Here is a 20,617-nt window from a genome sequence, read left to right as displayed (position 1 = left end):
GTATCAAGCCTGCCACAGTGAGTAAGCAAGTTCCCCGAGACCTCGCGTGAGGGGGGCGTGTGCACAGGCTTGGGACTTATCCACAGATTTCAAATCCGAGGGTTCTCAATGGCTCCGCAAACCTTCAGGATTGTCGCCATGGTGATGAATAGTAAAGGCACTGAAGGTTGCCGACGGTGCGTTGTGATCGTGACGTCACTTGTCATGGTCGGTTTGGGGACGGTGGCATGTGATGCTGGCGGGGATTCCTCTGATGCGACGCGAGGGGTGACTCCGATTGCAAAGGCAACGTCGGTCAGGAGCTCGACTCCGACTCCCAGTGCGGACGTTCCGAAGCTCGTGAAGGTCTCGGCAACGCCTGCGCCAGGGACGAAGCAGGATGCGTTGTTCCTGGAAGCGAAGAAAGTTTATGAGACGTATCTGGAACAGACTCTGCTTTTTGAGCAAGAAGGTGGGGGTAAACCTTTGCCTGAAGGTCTCAAGAAAACTGTCAGTGGGCCATGGGGGGAGGTTCTCGAAGAGTACTACGCCAGAGTGAAGAAGCGAGGTCATCATGTAACTCATCAGTCGGCTGGATTCGGGAATATAACTCTGTCGCGTATTAAGGCAGAGCCCGGTTACCTAATAACACTCAGATCGTGTGCAGATCAGCGCCAGTGGGTGTTTGTGGACAAGTCAGGTGAAAAGGTATCTCGAGGTAATTTACGCCAAATTATTATGTCGATGGCCCGAGAAAATGGATCGCTCGTGATTGTTGCCGCTAGCTCGAGAGGTGTAGATAAATGCGTCGGGTGATCTGCTCGTGCTTAGGAGCCATGCTGATTTACTTCGGTGTCATGACGATGCCGTCCTTTGCTGGGCAGAGTGTTGATATCGCGGACATGGAAAACGCAGGGGACGTAACGGTCAGGTATTGGGGAGGGGGCTCCCGTCGAGAGCCCCGAGTTGGACACGGGCGGGAGGCTAAGCACGGCGCCTCTGGACATAGCAGCTCGCATCACAGGCGCCGCCATCCCGTGGATAAGCATCGGCCACGCACGTCTCCTGAACCGCCAGGGGCAAAGAAGTGGCGGGAGAGCCCCATCTATCTTGACGTAGCGGCGTCTTTCGTAACTGCGATCCCGTATATTCCTGGTCTCTATCCACATGCTGGGGAATCAAAGCATAGCCGCCGGGTGCCATCCCCCTCTCGCTCAAAGCCTGCCCGGCCGGCTCGGGAAGTAGTTCGAGACTGGTCAATCGATATTGCAACGAATATTCACCTTGCGAAGCCGGTTGTCGACATTCAGCCGCAACCTGAAGCCAACAAATGGAACATTACCGCGGTGGGGCAGCCATTGTGGTTTCACAATTCAGGGGCTAGCCGTCATGTCGCGAGCGATTCCTCGCATGGAGCTATCGTCTCTCTTGACGCCAAGCGAGTCGAGACCATCTACGACACTGGTGAGAAAACCATCCGCTGTACTCATTCAACCCCACGCCCGGTGAATGCTGATCCGCGAGCACAGTCTCCGGATTGCGGCTATGCCTACCAACATCCAGGAAGTTACACCGTGCGCATGACCGAGGTGTGGCGCGTGGGATGGCGTTCGGGTGATCAGTCTGGCGAGATCGTCACGAGGCGTTCGTCCTCTAAGCCGCTGAAAGTCAACGAACTCATCGGTGTTCTCACTAAAACCGGAAGACGGTGATGGAATGAATTCGCGCGGCCGGACGGGGCAACGGCGGGAGCTTTCATCGTCCAGGTTGGGCCACGAAATCGGCATTACCAGATGGTGCCGGCGCCCGGACTCGTCAACATCCAGGCGATGTATGAGTGTGCTCACGTCCGAGACGATGACTATATTCGATGAATTATGGCTAAGATGTAGTCACCGGGTCATGCCCGGTTGGCGAGATCGCATAGTGGACGAGTGCAGCCGCCTTGAAAGCGGCCGAGGGCAACCTCCGTGGGTTCGAATCCCACTCTCGCCGCCACGGAGCCTGGTCCCCAGGTGTGAAACCGAGGGTCAGGCCCTCGCATACTTGGCCTTGCAGTGATGGGAGATTGGGATGCCCAGGACGGATGTGATGGATCTTCCACCTGGCACGACCAGGCACGTCATGTCGCCGGAGCCTCCCATTCGTGGTTTCATCATCGCCGGCATCTTGTCCATCGTCGGTGCCATCCTCACGATTATCAGCATCGCCAAGAGCTGGTACGAGGTGGTGACGATCATCTTTATCGCTGTCCTCGCTTGCGGTATCGCCTTGGCTTGCACTGCAGCATGGTCCATGGTTCACATGAAGCTTTACGTCGATGTGGACGACAAGGGCTACCACATCCATGGCGCTGGACAGGACCGCCGCGGAACTTGGGACAAGGTCACGAAGGCCGCCTTGACCGAATCCCGGTCTCGTCTCACTCTCTACCACGGCCAAGTCGGGCGTACCCACATCGTCCGTCCCGGAATCGGGAACCCTCAAGAGATGGAAGACCTCGCCGTCGATGTCGCACATCGCCTCGATAAGTCGCGCGGATATCGCCAAGACATCTGAAGGCACCGATAACCACCTAACGAAGTAGTGGCGTTTCAGAGATACTCTGAAACGCCACTACTTTGATCTGATGTATGTGCTGAGGTCAGCTAGCAGTTCAATTACTGCGGGCCACTCCAGCCGGGAGGCTCAGCCCTTCCCGACCGCGGGCTTGCTGGTCTCCTCGGCTACTTCCGGTACCTTGATCGGGCGAAGCCTCACCCACAGCAGGAACGCGGCCCCTGAGACGAGCAGGCAGACCCCAGACCACAGGTCGGCGTGAGCGCCAGATCCTTTTACTAACCCAGTGATCGTCAGGATGATTCCGTAGAGTCCGAGCAGCTCGCCAATGACGGTCCGAATGTCCATCGCGCGAGCGACCTTACGGCGATTACGACGAGCCGTAGCAGTTCCGTTCGACATGACAAGCTCCTCAGAAGACGATATTGAGAACGATTGTGATGGCGAGCACGGTCATGCCAAGCGGGACCGTGCGGCGATACCACGGGAGGTTCTTCTCCTGTGGATCGACGAGATGCTCCTTCGGGGTCTCCGAGTACACCAACCTGACCAACTCTGCTGCCGGCTTAGGCGTGGTAAACAGGGACACCACGATGCTGACGATGATGTCTGCGATGAATCCGACCGTGGCGGCCAGGAATGCCGTCCCTTGGCCTGGCAAGGTAAATACTCCCGTCAAGCTCATAACCCACACCGTCACCGCACTCAGCGTGCCGACGACCAGGCCCGACCAGCCGGCATGTGGGGTTGAGCGTTTCCAGAACATGCCGAGGATAAACGTCGCAAACAGCGGAGCGTTGAAGAATCCGAACAACGTCTGCAAGTAGTCCATGATGTTGGAGAACCCGGACGCCATGAACGCCGTTCCGATGGCGACGACAGTGGCGATGACCGTGGCAACGCGTCCTACCTTGACGTAGTAGTCGTCGGACTTGTCCTTAATGACGTAGTGCTGCCAGATGTCCACGCTGAAGACGGTGTTGAACGCTGAAATATTCGCAGCCATGCCAGCCATGAACGCAGCGAGCAGACCCGTAATCGCCACGCCCGATAGACCGGTCGGCAACAAGTTCCGGATGAGGAACAGCACGGAATCGTTGTACTGGACGAAGCCACCTGACGCGCCACCGGCGACCTTCTCGCCAGCCTTCATGCGGGCAATTTCAGGGACGAGGACCGCGGCGAGCATACCGGGCAGAACGGTGAGGAAGGGTACGAGCATCTTCGGGAAAGCGCCGATAATCGGCGTCTTGCGCGCAGACGATAGCGAATCGGATGCCATTGCCCGCTGCACCTCGACGAAATTCGTCGTCCAGTAGCCAAAGGACAGCACGAATCCGAGCCCAAGCGTGATGCCAATCACGGACACCACTGGGCTGCTGAACCCGGACAATGCTTGGCCGGGCCAGGAGTGAAGCTGCTGGGCAGCCGGCGTTACGGCGTCAGGGTGAGCCACGGCGGCAGCGGTGATCTTGGTTTTGAGGCCGCTCCAGCCACCAACTCGATGCAAACCGATGATGACAAGGGGCAGCAAGGAAGCGACGATGACGAAGAATTGCAGCACCTCGTTGTAAATCGCCGCCGACAAACCACCCAGGCTGATGTAAGCGAGCACGATCACCGCAGCGATGATGAGGGCGACCCACAGCGGCCATCCCAGCAGAGCATGGACGATGGTTCCAAGTAGGTAGAGGTTGATGCCGGCGATAAGTAGCTGGGCCAGCGCGAAGGAGATCGCGTTGACAAGGTGAGCTGCGGGGCCGAACCGTTTGAGCATGAACTCTGGCACTGAGCGTACGCCGGAGCCGTAGTAGAAGGGCATCATGACGATGCCGAGAAACACCATCGCGGGGATAGCGCCGATCCAAAAGTAATGGACGGTCGGAACGCCGATCTGGGCACCGTTAGCCGACATTCCCATGATCTCGACGGCGCCGAGGTTTGCTGACACGAATGCCAGCCCGGTCACCCATCCGGGCAGACTGCGCCCGGACAGGAAGAAGTCGAGGGAGTCGGACACCTGATGCCTGGCGGCCAGTCCGATCCCGAGGACGAACACGAAGTAGATGAGCAGTATCAGGTAATCAACGAACCCAGCGTTGATGAGTGTCTCCAACGGCATTGTGTGGGGTGGTCCTTTCGGTTGGTGCGAGGAGGAACGGCCTCGTTGGCGTTGCCCCGTGGGAACCATAGACCCCCGGTGCGGCGTGAGTTCACCTGCCCCCGGTAGTTTTGAGTACGTAAACATTTTGAGTGAGCGAAGTATATGCAGTGCCGGTGTCATCGGCGCTATCCTCATACGCCCAAACTCGTTGACAAGGAATTTCGACCGGCAAAGGAGCCATTCATGTCGCAGACCCCCCACGCCGTTGTGGCAGATCACCAGTCCGCCACGATTGGCACAGCCTGGTCGGCCGAGGAGGGCGCGGCGCGCGCCCGTCGCCTCTTCGCCGAGCACATTGGTGGCGGCCCCGACGGCGTCTGGGCGGCTCCGGGACGTGTCAATATTATTGGCGAGCACACCGACTACAACAACGGTTTCTGCCTGCCCATCGCCCTTCCTCATCGCACCTACGTCGCTGCTCGACGCCGTGATGACGACAAGGTCGTCCTCGTCTCTCAGCTTGACGACAGTGTCCTCACCTGGGAAGGAGCCCTCGACGAAATCGCTCCTGGGGCGGTTACTGGCTGGAAGGCCTACACCGGTGGTGTCGCGTGGGCGCTGCGTCAGGCCGGTCATGACCTCGGCGGATTCGAGGCTGCCCTGGTCACGTGCGTCCCCCTGGGCGCGGGACTGTCGTCGTCGGCGGCTGTCGAGTGTGGCGTCGGTCTAGCCCTCGCCGATCTGTACGACCTTGGGCTCACCGACTCTGATCCCGGCCGTACTGACCTCGTCAATGCTGCCCGCGCTGCCGAGAATGAGGTTGCTAAGGCTCCCACTGGTGGCCTCGACCAGACCGCCTCGCTACGCACTATCGAAGGTCACGCCCTCCTCATCGACTGTGACGACTGGTCGGTCCGTCAAGTCCCCTTCAACCTGCACGCTGCCGATCTGGAACTGCTTGTCATCGATACCCGCGCCCCTCACCGGCTGGTCGACGGCCAGTACGAGTCGCGACGGCGAGCCTGCGAGGATGCCGCACGCATCCTCGGAGTTGGCAGCCTGCGTGATATCGGTGACTTGGGAGCCGCCGTGGCCGCCCTTGACGACGAAGAGATGGCTAACCGCGTTCGTCACGTCGTTACTGAGAACGACCGCGTTACGCAGTTCGTTAAGCTCCTTGATACCGGCCGGATTCGCGAGGTGGGGGCGCTCTTGGATGCCTCCCACGACTCCCTGCGTGACGGCTACGAGGTCACCTGCCCTGAACTGGACACCGCTGTCGACGCGGCCCGTGCTGCCGGTGCTCTTGGCGCGCGGATGACTGGTGGCGGCTTCGGCGGTTGCGCCATCGCTCTGGTCAATCGCGACAGCTGCAATGAGGTCGCCACGCAGGTCGCGAACTCTTTCCGTAACGCTGGTTTCGTTCACCCCGAGTTCTATGTCGTTACCCCTGGTCCTGCTGCCCTGCGGGTGCAGTGATGTGGAGTACAACTCGCCAGCTTCTCGGCTGTCCGAAGATGAACGATACGCGGAGCCGGAAGCCGATTACTGACCCTCTTGCGCGGAGAGCGTAGGTCGATGAACGGGCAGCGTCGAGGACCGTCTCGCCCCTCAATGAGTGATGTCGCTGCGGCCGCCGGGGTCTCCCAGCAGACCGTCTCGCGGGTCGTCAACAATTCCGACGCCGTCCGCAAGAAAACTGTTGCCAAGGTCCTCAAGGCCATGGCTGAAGTCGACTATTCGCCCAATGTGGCTGCTCGGAGTCTGCGCTCGGGCCGCACGAGTGCTATCGGGGTCCTTGCTACGGACCTTTCACGCACCGGGGAGCTGCGGACTGTCCAAGCCATTGTTGATGCCACCCGTCGCAGCGAGTTTGCTGTCATCCTTGACCGCCTTGAGCCTGCTGACGACCTTGTCGGGGCTTACCGGGATGCGATGAAGCGGATGGCAGGGCGGGTCGACGGCTTCATCATTGAGGGGCTTGAGCTTGACCATCCCGACGAACTCGAGGTGCCGCCAGGGATCCCAATCGTGATGGCTGGCCCTCCGTGCCGCCGTTTCGCGACCGTCGGGTGTGACCAGGTCTGCGGCGTGCGTGCCGCCGTCAACTATCTCGTGGCGTTGGGACATCGCACGGTTCACCTCGTCAGCGGCCCGGACTGTTCCCGACAGGCTGCGGTGCGCCGTCAGGCCTGGCAAGAGTGCTTGGAGGCCAACGGCTGCGAGATCCCCGATGTTGTCAACGGGGACTGGACAACCTCGTCGGGACGTGATGCAGCTCATTACCTTGAGGCCGCCGGGGCGACGGCTGTGCTGGCCAGCAATGACGAGATGGCGGCTGGGGTCATCATCGGTCTGCTCGATATGGGGGTCAGGGTCCCTGAGGATATGTCTGTGATGGGATTCGACGACGTCTTGGGCAATGCGGTGTGGCCAACGATGACGACGGTACGTCAGGACTTCACGGCGATTGGTCAATGCCTGTCTGCCGAGCTCCTAGCCCAGTTGCAGGGCGCTCCGAGGAAGTCGGTGATGGTGCCGGCCCCGTTGGTGGTTCGCGCAAGCACTGCACCCCCGCGGCACTGAGCGACACCTACGAGCCGCACAACTGTGGCATAGCTCGGGGTCAGGGCTGCTGTGGGTTGTACGCGCAGGCGTCAGTCACAGACTGGGAGACGTCGTGGTTGTTGGGCGACGGATGTGGAGCAGAGCTATGTGGGGGATTCATTGACATGCTGTGGCTCGGCTGCGACACGGCGGCCTTGTGGGACTTGGCAGCCGTGGCCCCCGTCACCGGCTTGTTCTTGTTTTTCGACTCGGAGACGCCATGGATAGCGGCCGCCACCTGTTTGCGCATGAGAGCGTAATTCGGATTGGAAGAGAAGAATCCGTGCTGGCCATTGGTGAAAACGACACGGTTGATGTTGGCGTCACGCATGTTGATGGCGAGGTCGACGAAAGCTGGCAGCATTCCCTGCGGTATGTCAGAGACCACCATCTGCCCGGAAGCGTCAGCGATCGATTCGAAGCGGGTTAGTACGCTCTGTGGGCTGGTTTGGTCAAGAACAGCCTTGATGAGGCAGGACTGACGCCCCATCCGGTCGTAGTCGGTGCTCGCTGAGCGTGACCGCGCGTACCACATGGCGTGGTAACCGTCGAGGTGTTGGTTGGGGCCAGTCTCGAGGTAACCGTTCGGCTTCTTGCCTTCGGTGTTGCCGGCAATGGGCAAGCGCTCGTTGATGTTGACCGACACTCCGCCAAGGGCGTCAACGAGTTTCTGAAGGCCATCGATGTCAAGCATGACGAAGTAGTCGATCTTGAGGCCGAGGGCCTCTCCGGTGGCCAGTTTGAGGGCATCGGCCCCGGGATAGTCGGTCGCGCCCATGCGGTCAACGTACTGGGCTGACACCGTAGACCAGATTTCGTTAGCCATGTAGTTGGGGTTGTCGCCGTCACCGTCTTTCCCGACGAAGCCGTTGGGGAAGTCCTTGTGCAGGGGTGAATTAGCCGGAAATGGCATCTTCGCGGTGTTGCGGGGGATCTGGAAGATCGAGGTATCACCGTTGGAGGTGTTGATTGACGCCACCATGATCGTGTCAGTGTTCATGGAGTTTGCGGCGCGATAGTTGCGCACCTTGCTGTCGTCGGCGCCGACGAGCAGAACATTGACTCGACGTTTGGCCGCCCAAATTGCCTTGACGTCTTGGTTGTAGTTGATGGATGGGCGGGTGCCCGATCGCTTGTCGGTGAAGATCCGCCCGAGCATGTGCGCCTCGTCGTAGGCGTATCGGCCAGCAACGGCTAGCGGGGTTGCGATGGTGGTACATAGGGCGGTGACAAGGATGGTTGAGATCCAGCGTTGTCCGCGGGTGATGCCCTGAGGCCGAAGGTCTAGATGGGAGAAGGTCAGCAATGTCACCAAAGTGATGGCAAGAATTGGCAAGCCCCAGGTCAGAGCGGTGAGCAACCTGGGTCGCACGACGATCGATGCTGCAACTGTTGGGTTAGCCAGAACAAAGAAAACGGCAACGGTCAGCCCGATGAGGAGGAGGCCGATGATCGTCAGTCCCGTGACGCGGCGACGCGGGGCGTGGCTGCGAGACAGGGCCAGGCCGGGGATGATAGCCCCGAGGGCAGTCCATCCTAAGCAGGTGCGGAAGGCGTGATTGCGTTTGGCTTCCTCATTCCACCTCGACGGTGTGCGGCGGCTGCGGCTAGCTGGTGAAGCCTTAGCGGTTGCAGCTCGTCGAGCCGGGGTAGGGCGGAATTTCGGTTCGATGGGGGGCTGTGGGGCGTTAGCGGGGGGTTCAGCGGCGGAGCGGCGTGGACGTGGAGAGGACCGCGATCTCCGGGCGGCCGCCTCGATATCAGCCCGCCGCAGGACGTGTGTGTCCTCGTTGGCCTCCGGGTCGTTCATCCAGTCCGGTTGGGCGGCGTGACGTGGAGACGGCGAGTTGGCGCCGTGTGACGCGTCAGCCATGCTCATCCCTTTCCACAAATGTCGATGGGGCGGACCCCATGTTAACCGCTGTCCCTAATGTGAAGCCGTCCCGCCTGACCGGTGGAGGGAGATCGTGGCTTCCGTTTAGCGCCTGGGTGGGGGAGAAGCCCCTTGTCAGGAGCGTGTTGGAGCTAATGGGGCATATTGGCGAGACTCGGAGCTGGGGTCTGGAATTGGAGGGTGGGGGGTTGAGAGAGTAGGCTGACACGGCACTTGGAGGTGTCGCCTAGTCAGGTCTATGGCGCCCGCCTGCTAAGCGGGTTTGGGAGGTAATCCCATCGCGGGTTCAAATCCCGCCACCTCCGCGGATGCCCGGTATCTACTACTTAGGAGATGCCGGGCTTTGTGCATGGTGGGGCCAGTGGTGCCTGGAATGAAGGTGCTGGAGTTGGGCTCGTACGGTGTCCTGACGTTGCGGAAACACGCTTGCTAGGCGGACTTCTAGGGGCTGAGTTACGCGAATTTGCATTGCAGGATCGAGAGCTGTAGTGTTGAGCCACGTGCACGGCACAAGGCGCCCGTGGCTCAACGGATAGAGCATCTGACTACGGATCAGAAGGTTGGGGGTTCGAATCCCTCCGGGCGCGCAGATAGAAACCCCGCCTTTATGGCGGGGTTTCGTCGTTTCAAGGAGACGTTCTCCGGAAACAGGCATGAGTACCCACATCTCAGTTCAGCGCTGTGACCTTGCCTGGAATAAGCCACCCGATCGACCTGACAAGTGGGAAGCACACGTTGATCCGATCCGGGTCCCGTTGCCTTGATAGCTGTCATCACGAACGCCCTGGCCACCACCCAGCAAGCTATGGGCGAAAACTGACAGCAGCCGCACCCTGCGCGCACCCCAGAGATGAAGTGATGCCCGAGGCTTAGCGAAACCTCGGGCATCACGCCAGTTGTGAGTTCAGCGACGGACCGTCACAAATCGACTGATTCGCCCATAACCACCGCGCGAGTGCGCGGTATTCGGAAGCCCCGAGTGCGATCGGCCTGGTTGCGCGACATGGCGATGTAAAGCATCTTGCGCCAGCCAGCCATATGCGCCCCCTGATGTGGCTCGTCCCGCTTCACGTCTACCAGGGAGAGGTAATAGATCGCCTCGTCGAGACGCTCCTTGAGGCTAGGACACTTGGCTGCTGCCAGAGCTAGCGCTTTGGGGACGTCCTGGGAATCGGTGAACCCGACGTGACACGCGATGTACGTGATGCCGTCGGCGGGCCTGCCAAGGTCTACCTTCTCAATGCGGTCGACATGCCGCACGTGCGGCACATTCTCCACCACTATCGAGATGATGATGTTGTGCTCGTGCAGTACATGGTTAAACCTGAGGTTGTTAAGTAAGGCTAACGGGGTTGTCGCTCGCCCAGGATGCGGGTAAACAGCCAGACCGGGGACGCGGGTTGGTTTGGTTTCGTGCATCCAGTCGAGGAAGTCGTCCAGCGGCCCCTCGTCATTTTGTCGCTGCGTAGCGATGTAGGCGGTGCCGCGGCGCCATGTCGTCATGATGACGACGACGATGGCTGCGAACATCAATGGAATCCAGCCGCCAAAGGCGATCTTCAGCAGGTTGGCAGAGAAAATCGATAACTCGACGCCACCAACAATGACCCCAAAGGAGATGAGAGCCCACATCGGCCAATGCCATGCTCGGTGAGCCAGCACCAGAAACAGGCTCGTCGTCAGGAGGAAGGTGCCGGTTACGGCTAGACCATAAGCAGTGGCCAGTTTAGACGAGGTCTGGAAAATGAGGATGAGGGCTAGTACGCCGACAAAGAGGGTCCAGTTGACCTCCGGGATGTAGATCTGGCCGCCTTCGGATTTCGAAGTATGACGCACGCCGAGGCGCGGCAGTAGCCCCAGGCGGACGGCTTCTGAACTCATCGAGAACGCTCCCGAGATGACCGCCTGGGAGGCGATGACGGTAGCCATCGTGGCGATGACAACAAGGGGGATGGTCGCCCAGCCGGGAGCCATCCTGAAGAACGGGTTATCGATCCAGTCGGGGTGCAACAGGATCATGGCCCCCTGGCCCAGGTAGTTGATGAGCAGGCAGGGAAGCACGAGCCCGAACCAGGCAAGTCGGATCGATGGGGCCCCGACGTGGCCCATGTCGGCGTACAGCGCTTCGGCGCCGGTAATCGTTAAGACGACCGCGCCCATCGCGATGAAAGCCATCCCTGGGCGCTCGATGGAAAACATAATTGCCCAGTGGGGAGATAGGGCCGTGAGGATGGCCGGGTGGTGGACGATCCACGGAATGCCCAGGGCCGCCAAAGTGAGGAACCAGACCGCCATTACCGGACCGAAGGCCTTGCCGATGGCCTCCGTTCCTCGTCTCTGCACGAGGAACAAGAGGGTAAGGATGACGACTGAGGCTGGCAGAACGATCTTCTCTGCGACTGGGTTAGCCACCGTGATGCCTTCCACCGAGCTCATCACAGAGATCGCTGGGGTGATGAAGGAGTCTCCGTAAAACAGGCCGGCACCAACGATGCCCAGGAGGAGGGCCGTCATGCCAGTGCCCTTGTGACTAGCCATAAGACGACGCACTAAGGCCATCAGGGCGAGGATGCCCCCCTCGCCGTCGTTGTCAGCACGCATCACGAATATGACGTATTTGACGCACACCACGAGCAGGATCGACCAGAAGATCATCGAAATGATCCCCATGACGTCACCGGGGGTGGGGCGTACGGCATGGTTCTCCATCGAGAACACCGTTTGGAGAGAGTAAAGGACCGAGGTGCCGATATCGCCGAAGACGACTCCCAATGCGGCTAGGGCTAGTCCGGGCTTCATGGATCGGATCGGTTCACGATCAGCGATCGGCTGGCTGGCTTTGGGTACCGCCTGCCGTTCATGGCTGCGAATCACTCAAGAAAGTATGGACCCCATGGTCTCACTTGCAAATCGAGTGAGGGATCGCACACAGCCCAAGGGCGGAGGGAAGTTACCGTGGCGTCCCCCGTGATGCCTTTTCGTCGTGTCTCAGATGCGACGACGCCGTCACACCCGCGACACAATAACGGCGCTGTAGGGCGGCAAGACGATGGTCGCAGAGGCCGGATGGCCGTCGTAGCCGTCCTCGACGGCATCGAACCACTCGGGCACGTCCACCCCGTCGAAGGCGTCCGAATAAACCTTCGCGTCGGAATTGAACCTCGTCACCCAGCGGCCAGCAGCCGGCATGCCAACGGTATAGTCGCCCCAGGTTTTAGAGTCGAGGTTTAGCGCTACCACGACGTCGTCGTGCGGGCCGCCGTCAGCCCAGCGGTGGAAGACGTAGACGTGATTGCCCGGGTGCAGGTGCAAGGTCTCGACGTTTTGGCCAGTGAGGCCCTTGGTGTGGCCTTCCTCGTTCCGGCGTAGGCCGATGAGGTCGCGGTACATCCGGAAAATGCCCTTGAACTGAGCGCCTTGATCCCAGTGCAGCGGCACGGTGTCGCGGAACCACTCGCCCTCCAGAAACTCTTGACCTTGAAAGATCATCGGCAATCCCGGTGAGGTGAGCACCAGCGCCGCTCCCAAGGTGGAGCGCTTCTGGGCGTAGTAGCCGGTGGGATCGTCGTCATTGACCTCCTGGGGAACGCGGGCCGAACCGTTGGCGACCTCGTCGTGGGACTCGGTGTAGATGACGCGGGAGAAAGCGTCACCGTAGGAGAACTCGACGGCCTCGCGCACGGCATTCATATCGCGGGCCTGGTCTGAGGCTGCGATGACGGCCGCGCGGATCGGGTGGACGAAGTGGTTGTCCCACTGGGCGTGGAAGGCAGCGCCGTCGTCGGCGGTCGAGACAACCTTCGGTTCACCGTGCAGATCCTCAGCAATAGTGATCGCGTGAGGGAACTTCGCACGAATCTCGGTGTTGATCCAGTGAGTGAGGCTCCAACCCTCGGGGATATTCATTTCGCCGGCGTCGACGCTGCGCATGTACGGGGTCATGTCATAGCGCAGACCGTCGACGTGAAACTCCTCCAGCCACATCATCGCGTTATCGCGGATGAACTCACGCACCTCGCCGCGGCCGTAGTCGGGGCGGGTATCGCCCCACGGGGTGGACGACTTCCAGTCGTTGTAGAAATAGATCCCGCCCTTGCCGTTCTCACTCCAACCGTCGAACTGCCACAAGTCGAGGTCCGAGGGGCCGAAATGGTTATAGACGACGTCGATAATGACTGCCAAGCCGTGCTGGTGGCAGGTCTTGACGAGGTCGCGCAGCCTCTGTGGGCCACCGTAGGCGCTTTCGACAGCGAAAATGTGGGCGGGGTTGTAACCCCACGAGTAGTCGCCGGCGAACTCCATAAGAGGCATGAGTTCAACAGCGTTGACCCCCAGGTGAACGAGGTGGTCAATCTTGGACTCGACGTCCGCTAGACCTGCGGGCTTGCCATCATTGGGGTCCCTGTCGAAAAAAGTTCCGACGTGCATTTCGTAGATGACGAGCTCATTCATCGTCGGGGGAGTGAAGTCGTCACCCTCCCAGTCGTAGGCGTTGGGGTCGGTGATGATGCCATTGCCGATCGAGCTTGTTACGTGGCGGGCATAGGGATCGATCCGGGAGATTACCTGTTCGCCGGTCATGAGAACGAAGCGGTACTCGTCGCCCACCTTCGCCCCGACCGCCTGACCGTACCAGTAGCCGTTGTCCTCGCTGACGAGCTGGAATTTGGCCGAGCGGACCTTCTCAGCGTCATTTTTGTCACCCGCTGGCTGAGCTGCCCAGTTATCGAACGTTCCAGTGACGGCGACGGCCTCGGCGTGCGGGGCCCATACTCGAAACGCAGCGCCACCATCGATGAGACAGACGCCCATGCCTTTAGCGCGGTCGGCGTAGTCCGTGGGGATGGGACCTGCGGTGGTGTCGTCGGTCATCGTTCTCCTTGTTGTCGGAACAACCACAGCCAACGGTATCCGTCCGAGGTATGGAAGAGGGTCTCGTTGATGGATCGACGGTGGCTACGGTGAATTACATGTACGACTCCGTTGAACATCTGCCTGCTGCTGACCACCCCGAGCTGCTGGCCGCGACGGTGGCTGGTCGAGTCGCCGAGTTACCGTCGGCAGTCGTCTTCAGCATCGACCCTGAGATTGCTGATACTGAGGCGCTGTGTGAGGCGTTCGGTGAGGGCCCCGAGACCTGCGCCAATTGCGTCATCGTCAAGGGGAAGCGTGGTGACGTCGAGAAATACGTCGCATGTCTGGTTTTGGCGACGACAAAAGTCGACGTCAACAAGGTGGTGCGCAAAAAGCTTGACGTCCGCAAGGCGTCCTTCGCGCCCATGGATGAGGCTGTCAGCATGTCCGGGATGGAATACGGCGGGATTACCCCGGTGGGGTTGCCCGCTGAATGGCCGATCTGGATCGACCCGCGGGTGGCTGAAGCCGAGGCAGTGTGCATCGGCTCAGGGTTGCGCAGCTCGAAGCTCATCGTCAGTGGGGGCGATGTACTTTCCCTGCCCGGTGCTGAAGTCGTCGAGGGATTGGCGAACTGAGTGGTGCATCGCTCCCAAAGACGTTAGCGACCCTCATCTTGCAGGGTTGCTGTAGCGGTTACGGTGCCATCGGGGCGACGGACTTTAGCTTCGCCTTCCTCGATGCCGACGGTGAGCCGGGTCGGAGCCGTGACTGCGGCGCGGAACCGGTAGGAGAACTGTTTACCGGTGAAGTCCGCGCCCGTGTCCTCGAATGCTTGGGCCATGAGCAGGGCCTGTAATGGTCCGTGGATCACCAGACCGTCATGTCCAGCGCGGCGGCAGAAATCGCGGTCCCAGTGGATGCGGTACGGGTTTGCTGTCAGGGCCGAGAAGGTCACTAGCAGGGGTTCGGTCACCAGGAAGCCGTCGCCGTCGGTCTGGCCGGCACCTTCGGGCGTGGGATCGACGGAGCGGGCTGGTAAGAAGACGTAGTCCTGCTCGTCGATGAGGCAGTCCTGGTTGTTCTGGGACCACGTGGTCCTCAGTGTCACGAAGTGGAGTAGGCCGCGGCGACTTTCCTTGTCGGTGACTGAGGCCACCTTGGTAGTGCGAGAGGTCTCGCTGCTGAGGGCCAGCGGGCAGATGGTGCGCACCCGTCCGCCCGCAAACATCCTTGTCATGCCTGGTTCTGGGGTGATCGGTGAGCCGACAACATAGCCGTCCTCGTCGAGATTAGCGGGGACGACCGGGTCGAGGAGGAGCACCCAATGCCAGCACGGCGGGACAACCTCTTGGTGTTGTTGGGAACTCAGCAGGGCCGCTAAACCATGCAGGTCCGCTGGGCGCAGGACGCTCATTCTGCTAGGCCGTAAAGACGGTCGCCGGCATCACCTAGGCCAGGGACGATGTAGCCGTGCTCGTCGAGGTGATCGTCAAGGCCGGCGACGATGAGGTGGCAGGGTACGTCAAGGTCACTAACGAGCTTGCGGAAATTGTCGATGCCCTCGGGGGCGGCCAGAATGCACAAGCAGGTGATGTGATCGGCACCGCGACGGACCAGGAACTCGACGGTGCCGCCCAAAGAACCGCCGGTGGCCAGCATTGGGTCGAGGACGTAGCACTGACGGCCGGAGAGATTTTTGGGGAGACGCTCAGCGTAGGTGATCGGTTGGAGGGTTTCCTCATCGCGGGCCATGCCCACGAAGCCGACTTCAGCTGAGGGGATGAGGCGCATCATGCCCTCAAGCATTCCTAGGCCGGCGCGCAGAATCGGGACCACGAGCGGCTTAGGGCGGGCCAGGGCGACGCCGTCGGTAGTGGTGAGCGGGGTGGTGACGGTGGTTGGCTCGATGCGCACCTCGCGGGTGCCTTCGTAAGCCATAAGGGTGACAAGCTCCTCGACAAGCTGGCGGAAAACTGGGCTGGGAGTGTCTACCGAGCGCAACAGGGTCAACTTGTGGGAGACGAGAGGATGATCCATGACGTTGAGTTCCACGAGTCCAACCTTGGCACATGTGGGGAAGGTTGGTGGCACTCGGCTCCCTGTCTGGTGGGGTGCGCCCAAGTATTTTGGCAGGAAAGGACAGGAGAGGCTGAGTGGGGAAGTGTGGTGCTTCCCAAGAATGTGACGGCTAAATCGGCCTTGCGACTGTTTCTGCGGCCGGATGTCTGCAACGATGGAGTCGTTCGCCGCCCCAAGGAGGTCGTCATGTCCCGGTTCAGCGATGATGAGTTTGTCCCCGACGATGACGTCAAGCCCTTCGACGCCGATGACGTCGATGACTATGACGATCTCGACGATTATGACGAGTTGTCCGATGATGAGGATGACTACGGCGATGACGACGACGATTACGACGATGATGACTATGACGACGATCTCGAGGATGCCAGCGAAGACGAGATCGACTTTGTAGTAGCCCTCTATAACGATGACGGCGAGCGTGTGGCAGTTCCTATGGAGCCGATGCTTGCTAATGACTTCGATGAGCTCATCACCCAACTGAGGCGTCTACCCGGTGATGCTGGGGCTGTCGGCATGGTGTCCATCGACCACCAGTTCTATGTCATCGTCCGGGTACGTGGTCGAAATGTGCAGGTCTTTCTATCGGACGCCACCCAGGCTAACGATTGGCCGATAGCCCGCGATGTCGCTGATTTTCTCGGTGAGGACATTCCCGATCCCGATGATGATCCCGAGACGATGGGCGACGGCGACATGCTTGCCGATGCTGGCCTGGGGGAGTTCGACATGGAGGCCTTCGCTGACGCGGACGAGGACTCAGACGAGATCTTGTCTGACATTGCTGCCCGGGTTCACTTCGGGCCGCAGTTCGAGCGGGCCGCTAACACCTCGGTGCGCTGACCTGTGACTGGCCCGATGCCGGGTTGGCGTCAGGCTATGACCCGGGCCCTTGATGTGGCGCATCGCGCCGCTATGTGGGGTGACGTCCCCATCGGCGCGGTGATTCTCGGCCCGGGCGGTGAGGTTTTTTCCGAGGCCGGCAATGAGCGTGAGCTCACTGGCGACCCGACGGCCCACGCGGAGGTGTTGGCCATCCGCCGTGCGGCCGAGGTCAGGGACGGCTGGCGCCTCGGTGATTGCACCCTCGTCGTCACCCTGGAGCCGTGCACCATGTGCGCTGGAACGATCGTTGCTGCGAGGATCCCGAGGGTGGTTTTCGGGGCCTTTGATCCGAAGGCGGGTGCCGTCAGTTCCCTGTTCGATGTCATGCGTGATCCGAGGTTGCCGCACCGGCCTGACGTAGTCACAGGGGTGATGGCCGAGGAGTCTGCTGCTCTGTTGCGCGAATTCTTTGACGGGCATCGGGCCTGTACCGTGGACGGGTGACCAACACGACAACGGAACCGACACCGGCAGCATCCGGGGCAACACCAGCCCCCGGGGAGAAACGGGTGTGGTTCCCGCGCAGTCGGGCATACATTCAGCGCCATGAGTTTCTCGCTTCAGTGACGAAGGTCATTAGTGGCACCGGCCTGGCTCAGCTGATTGCTGCCCTAGCCACCCTCTACGTCACCCACCACATAGACCCGTCTGACTGGGGTATCTACGGCGCCATCATGGCTGTTTCCCAGTTCGTTATCCCCGCTGCCGCACTGCGCTACGACATGGCCATCGTGCTGCCGCGGGATGATTCTGAGGCGAAGCGGGTATTTCGACTGGCTACCCGCATCAATGGCATTGTCTCCGTGGTCGCGATGTTGGCGATGGTTCCCCTTGGCCCCTACCTCAGCGGACTGCTGGGCAAGCCTCAGGCCCGATGGTGGTTGTTGGCGGTGGGGCCGATCACCTTCACATATGCCCAGGTGAACGTCGTGAACTTCTGGGCTAACCGGCGCAAACAATTCGGTGTCATCGGGACTAACGCGCTGTGGTGCCAGTCGACGACGGCGATGGGAAGAATCGGGTCGTGTGCGGTTTCCCTGGGGGCATTCGGTCAGGTGATCGCCACCTTCCTAGGTAAGTGCCTGGCTCTCAATAACTTCCGGCGTCGGTTGGGCTCGGACCTGCGTGGCGTCAAGGAAGCGGAAGTCCCGATGCGCACACTGATGCGTAAGTATCGCCAGTTGCCACTGTTGACGGCGCCCAACGTCATCGTCGACGCCATTCGTCAGCAGGGCGTCAACATGATCATCATGGTGAGGTTTTCGACGGCCGGGTATGGACGGTTCTCGATCGCGTGGACCCTCATGCAGATGCCGGCGTCCGTCATCAACCAGGCACTATCCCAGGTGTTCTTCCAGAAGTTGTCGGTTTCTGATGCCGGGAGGTTCTACCAAACCGTCAAAAAGTCGGTCGTGAGGTCCTTCCTCATTGGCATTGTGCCGTTCGGGCTGTTGTATCTGCTCATCCCGCCGGTGCTGCCGTGGCTGCTGGGTGCGAAGTTTCACCAATCGGCGGACATCGCGGTGGCTCTGGTGCCATGGCTCTTCGTCAATTTTGTCACCTCACCGATCTCAAACATGTTTATCGTGACCCGAAACAACGGCATCGCGCTGGCTTTCGCGATCGTGTACGCCGCGGTGCCGCTGACCTACCTGAACCTCAGCAACCGGTCGATCGTCGGCACGATCTATCAGATGTCCTTCATCATGGCTGGGCTATTGGTGTTCTACATCGGGCTGGCTCTTGTGGTGGCGAAGAGATTCGATCAGAAGAATGTGAAGTCCGACGACGACGTCGAAACTGCGCAAGAGGCTGAGGTCACGAACGGGGACGAAAGCAGCCGTCCCTGACACTTTCGACATCTACACGACGCGTTCCTGACATCCGGATTTTGGGATGTGGTGAGGAATTCGCTACCCTTGCTCACGGTGACGTGTCTGAGCGGCCGAAAGTGCCCGCCTCGAAAGCGGGTGTAGCGAGAGCTACCGAGGGTTCAAATCCCTCCGTCACCGCCATCTGGGGCCCGGGAATATGACATCCCCGGGCCCCAGTCACCACCGGACTGTGGTCACCGGTCTTCGCCCTTAAGATGCGAAGAATCCGTTTGCTTGGTTGCAATAATGGGAGTCATGCAGCCAGCCGACCTCGCCTTATTCCTCGGCGCCGTCGTCGTGTTGCTTGCTGCCTTTGCGGCCCGGATCGGTACCCGTCTTGGGCTGCCGGCACTACTGCTGTTTTTGCTGGTCGGCATGCTGCTTGGCCCGATCGGATTCGGCATCGAGTTCAACGATCTGGCTGCCGCACATGCCATCGGTTTTGCCGCCCTCGTACTCATTCTCGCCGACGGCGGACTCTCGACGAATTGGAAGGATATCCGACCAGCCTTGGCCCCGGCTGCCTTGCTCGCAACCGTCGGCGTCGGGGTCTGCTTTGGTGTCATGACGGCACTCGGCCACTATGTGCTTGATTTGCATTGGAACGTGGCCGCCCTGCTCGGTGCTGCCACCGCGCCCACTGACTCTGCTGCAGTCTTTTCCGTGCTGCGCGGAGTCCCATTGCCGGACCACCTGAGGTCCGTGTTAGAGGCCGAGTCGGGCCTCAACGACGCCCCGACCGTTCTCATCGTCATCGCCTTAACGGGAGTGGCCACCGGGGAGTCGAGCGCCGGCGTCCTTCCCCTACTCGGATCGATCGCCGTTCAGCTCATCGGCGGTATTCTCGTCGGCCTTGCCGTGGGGTGGGTAGCCGTCAAAGTCAGTCGGCGCATAACCTTGCCCTCGGGCAACCTCTACGCCATCGCTGCGATGGCATGGGCCGTCACCGCCTACGGCATGGGAGTGTGGATCGGCGTCTCTGGTTTTTCGGCCGTCTACGTTGCCGCCGTCGTCATCGGCAACGGCGATCTTCCCTACCAACACACCACCAGGTCCTTCTCAGAAGGCATCGCCTGGATCTGTCAGATTGGCCTGTTCGTCATGCTCGGTCTGCTGGCCAACCCTGATCGCCTCACGTGGCGCTCGGTCGGAGTGGGAGTCGCTGCCGGCCTACTTCTCACCTTGGTTGCGCGCCCAATTGCGGTGGCCGCATGCACGACATGGTTTGGGTTCGAACGCAACGAGCGGCTCTTCATGTCTTGGGCCGGCCTGCGCGGCGCTGTGCCTATCATCCTGGCGACCATCCCGATGGCATCGCATATGGAGCATGCAGACAAATTCTTCGACGGCATCCTGGTGCTTGTCGTAGTCTTTGCCTGCATCCAAGCTCCAACCCTGCCTAGCGCGGCGAATATACTCGGCGTCGTCGATCCTCAGATGGCTAAAGATGTCTCCATCGAGGTTGCGCCCCTCGACGAGATCGCTGCTGACTTACTGCAGGCCGACGTCCCCAAGGGGTCGCGTCTGGCCGGTGTGACAATCCGGGAACTGAGACTGCCACGCAACTGCGTCGTCTCGCTCATCATTCGCGGTGACAGGTCCTTCGCCCCGCACGCCGGAACAGCGCTGGAACAAGGTGACGAGTTGCTTATCGTCGTGCCCCAGGGGCAGCGTCGTACCGTCGTCGAGAGGCTTACCGAGATTAGTCGGGGTGGCCGTTTAGCGCGATGGCATGGCCTGCGAGTGCAGGCCGCCGACTGATGAGAAGCCACCGCAAGA

General features: G+C 60.5%; 17 protein-coding genes and 4 tRNA genes. 14 read left to right on the top strand and 7 right to left on the bottom strand.

Features of this window, described 5'->3' with window-relative positions; translation table 11 throughout:
* Positions 1–189 precede the first annotated feature (189 nt).
* The 4 genes from A5483_RS12485 to A5483_RS10500 all read left to right on the top strand — a co-directional run bounded on the left by A5483_RS12485 (position 190) and on the right by A5483_RS10500 (position 2,538).
* The gene (locus A5483_RS12485) at positions 190–795 is read left to right on the top strand and encodes a hypothetical protein (RefSeq protein ID WP_042842814.1); all 606 of its coding nucleotides are present in this window, start codon (positions 190–192) and stop codon (positions 793–795) included.
* 380 nt (positions 796–1,175) lie between these two features.
* Positions 1,176–1,691, top strand: a complete 516-nt coding sequence (locus A5483_RS10510; protein WP_002549161.1) for a hypothetical protein — start codon at positions 1,176–1,178, stop codon at positions 1,689–1,691.
* A 200-nt stretch (positions 1,692–1,891) separates the two neighbouring features.
* Positions 1,892–1,977, top strand: a tRNA-Ser gene (locus A5483_RS10505).
* A gap of 69 nt (positions 1,978–2,046) precedes the next feature.
* Positions 2,047–2,538, top strand: coding sequence for a hypothetical protein (locus tag A5483_RS10500; protein WP_042842786.1), 492 nt, complete (start codon positions 2,047–2,049; stop codon positions 2,536–2,538).
* A 129-nt stretch (positions 2,539–2,667) separates the two neighbouring features.
* Here A5483_RS10500 and A5483_RS10495 read toward each other — a convergent pair whose 3' ends face one another.
* Both A5483_RS10495 and A5483_RS10490 read right to left on the bottom strand, forming a co-directional pair.
* Positions 2,668–2,886 carry a hypothetical protein gene (locus A5483_RS10495; protein WP_042842812.1) on the bottom strand — a complete coding sequence of 73 codons (219 nt, stop codon included), beginning with the start codon at positions 2,884–2,886 and terminating at the stop codon, positions 2,668–2,670.
* A 64-nt stretch (positions 2,887–2,950) separates the two neighbouring features.
* Positions 2,951–4,660, bottom strand: a complete 1,710-nt coding sequence (locus A5483_RS10490; protein ID WP_002549148.1) for a sodium:solute symporter family protein — start codon at positions 4,658–4,660, stop codon at positions 2,951–2,953.
* A gap of 225 nt (positions 4,661–4,885) precedes the next feature.
* Between A5483_RS10490 and galK the strand changes: the two genes are divergently transcribed.
* Together galK and A5483_RS10480 are read left to right on the top strand one after the other, a co-directional pair.
* The gene (galK, locus tag A5483_RS10485; RefSeq protein ID WP_002549049.1) at positions 4,886–6,121 is read left to right on the top strand and encodes a galactokinase; all 1,236 of its coding nucleotides are present in this window, start codon (positions 4,886–4,888) and stop codon (positions 6,119–6,121) included.
* Between the two features lie 135 nt (positions 6,122–6,256).
* Positions 6,257–7,228 (top strand): LacI family DNA-binding transcriptional regulator, encoded by a 972-nt coding sequence (locus A5483_RS10480; RefSeq protein ID WP_042842785.1) that lies wholly within the window; start codon positions 6,257–6,259, stop codon positions 7,226–7,228.
* Positions 7,229–7,268: 40 nt separating this feature from the next.
* Here the strand turns inward: A5483_RS10480 and A5483_RS10475 are convergent, their stop codons facing one another.
* Entirely contained in the window at positions 7,269–9,122 is a 1,854-nt protein-coding gene (locus A5483_RS10475; RefSeq protein ID WP_042842811.1) for an LCP family glycopolymer transferase, read from the bottom strand.
* 236 nt (positions 9,123–9,358) lie between these two features.
* Here A5483_RS10475 and A5483_RS10470 point away from each other — a divergent pair.
* Positions 9,359–9,448: transfer RNA gene (locus A5483_RS10470), tRNA-Ser, on the top strand.
* A gap of 209 nt (positions 9,449–9,657) precedes the next feature.
* A tRNA-Arg gene (locus A5483_RS10465) sits at positions 9,658–9,730 on the top strand.
* Positions 9,731–10,061: 331 nt separating this feature from the next.
* On the opposite strand, the gene A5483_RS10460 is transcribed toward A5483_RS10465, so the two are convergent.
* Both A5483_RS10460 and A5483_RS11690 read right to left on the bottom strand, forming a co-directional pair.
* Positions 10,062–11,942, bottom strand: coding sequence for a potassium transporter Kup (locus tag A5483_RS10460; protein ID WP_063811815.1), 1,881 nt, complete (start codon positions 11,940–11,942; stop codon positions 10,062–10,064).
* Between the two features lie 207 nt (positions 11,943–12,149).
* The gene (locus A5483_RS11690) at positions 12,150–14,015 is read right to left on the bottom strand and encodes an alpha-amylase family glycosyl hydrolase (protein WP_082864051.1); all 1,866 of its coding nucleotides are present in this window, start codon (positions 14,013–14,015) and stop codon (positions 12,150–12,152) included.
* Positions 14,016–14,065: 50 nt separating this feature from the next.
* Between A5483_RS11690 and A5483_RS10450 the strand changes: the two genes are divergently transcribed.
* The gene (locus A5483_RS10450) at positions 14,066–14,635 is read left to right on the top strand and encodes a YbaK/EbsC family protein (RefSeq protein ID WP_063811781.1); all 570 of its coding nucleotides are present in this window, start codon (positions 14,066–14,068) and stop codon (positions 14,633–14,635) included.
* A 23-nt stretch (positions 14,636–14,658) separates the two neighbouring features.
* On the opposite strand, the gene A5483_RS10445 is transcribed toward A5483_RS10450, so the two are convergent.
* Positions 14,659–15,414, bottom strand: coding sequence for a MaoC/PaaZ C-terminal domain-containing protein (locus tag A5483_RS10445; RefSeq protein WP_063811780.1), 756 nt, complete (start codon positions 15,412–15,414; stop codon positions 14,659–14,661).
* Entirely contained in the window at positions 15,411–16,037 is a 627-nt protein-coding gene (gene upp / locus A5483_RS10440; protein WP_081474432.1) for a uracil phosphoribosyltransferase, read from the bottom strand. Before upp ends, A5483_RS10445 begins: the two co-directional genes overlap by 4 nt.
* A gap of 228 nt (positions 16,038–16,265) precedes the next feature.
* On the opposite strand from upp, the gene A5483_RS10435 reads away from it, so the two are divergent.
* The 5 genes from A5483_RS10435 (at position 16,266) to A5483_RS10415 (ending at position 20,599) form a co-directional block, all read left to right on the top strand.
* Positions 16,266–16,922, top strand: coding sequence for a tRNA adenosine deaminase-associated protein (locus tag A5483_RS10435; protein WP_042842808.1), 657 nt, complete (start codon positions 16,266–16,268; stop codon positions 16,920–16,922).
* Positions 16,923–16,958: 36 nt separating this feature from the next.
* Positions 16,959–17,408: a nucleoside deaminase gene (locus tag A5483_RS10430; RefSeq protein ID WP_176607865.1), complete on the top strand. Its 450-nt coding sequence runs from the start codon at positions 16,959–16,961 to the stop codon at positions 17,406–17,408.
* Positions 17,405–18,814 carry a lipopolysaccharide biosynthesis protein gene (locus A5483_RS10425; protein WP_042842783.1) on the top strand — a complete coding sequence of 470 codons (1,410 nt, stop codon included), beginning with the start codon at positions 17,405–17,407 and terminating at the stop codon, positions 18,812–18,814. Before A5483_RS10430 ends, A5483_RS10425 begins: the two co-directional genes overlap by 4 nt.
* A gap of 77 nt (positions 18,815–18,891) precedes the next feature.
* Positions 18,892–18,979, top strand: a tRNA-Ser gene (locus tag A5483_RS10420).
* 105 nt (positions 18,980–19,084) lie between these two features.
* Positions 19,085–20,599: a potassium/proton antiporter gene (locus A5483_RS10415; protein ID WP_193790479.1), complete on the top strand. Its 1,515-nt coding sequence runs from the start codon at positions 19,085–19,087 to the stop codon at positions 20,597–20,599.
* Positions 20,600–20,617 lie beyond the last annotated feature (18 nt).

Source organism: Cutibacterium namnetense (genome assembly GCF_001642025.1).
GTDB lineage: Bacteria > Actinomycetota > Actinomycetes > Propionibacteriales > Propionibacteriaceae > Cutibacterium > Cutibacterium namnetense.
Note: the sequence above shows the minus strand (reverse complement) of the source record. Positions and strands in the feature narration are given on the sequence as shown.

Coding starts and splice junctions, on each gene's coding strand:
- A5483_RS10495 (WP_042842812.1), bottom strand. CDS start 2,886: ATGGACATTCGGACCGTCATTGGCGAGCTGCTCGGACTCTACGGAATC.
- A5483_RS10490 (WP_002549148.1), bottom strand. CDS start 4,660: ATGCCGTTGGAGACACTCATCAACGCTGGGTTCGTTGATTACCTGATA.
- galK (WP_002549049.1), top strand. CDS start 4,886: ATGTCGCAGACCCCCCACGCCGTTGTGGCAGATCACCAGTCCGCCACG.
- A5483_RS10480 (WP_042842785.1), top strand. CDS start 6,257: ATGAGTGATGTCGCTGCGGCCGCCGGGGTCTCCCAGCAGACCGTCTCG.
- A5483_RS10475 (WP_042842811.1), bottom strand. CDS start 9,122: ATGGCTGACGCGTCACACGGCGCCAACTCGCCGTCTCCACGTCACGCC.
- A5483_RS10460 (WP_063811815.1), bottom strand. CDS start 11,942: ATGAAGCCCGGACTAGCCCTAGCCGCATTGGGAGTCGTCTTCGGCGAT.
- A5483_RS11690 (WP_082864051.1), bottom strand. CDS start 14,015: ATGACCGACGACACCACCGCAGGTCCCATCCCCACGGACTACGCCGAC.
- A5483_RS10450 (WP_063811781.1), top strand. CDS start 14,066: ATGGAAGAGGGTCTCGTTGATGGATCGACGGTGGCTACGGTGAATTAC.
- A5483_RS10445 (WP_063811780.1), bottom strand. CDS start 15,414: ATGAGCGTCCTGCGCCCAGCGGACCTGCATGGTTTAGCGGCCCTGCTG.
- upp (WP_081474432.1), bottom strand. CDS start 16,037: ATGGATCATCCTCTCGTCTCCCACAAGTTGACCCTGTTGCGCTCGGTA.
- A5483_RS10435 (WP_042842808.1), top strand. CDS start 16,266: ATGTCCCGGTTCAGCGATGATGAGTTTGTCCCCGACGATGACGTCAAG.
- A5483_RS10430 (WP_176607865.1), top strand. CDS start 16,959: ATGACCCGGGCCCTTGATGTGGCGCATCGCGCCGCTATGTGGGGTGAC.
- A5483_RS10415 (WP_193790479.1), top strand. CDS start 19,085: ATGGGAGTCATGCAGCCAGCCGACCTCGCCTTATTCCTCGGCGCCGTC.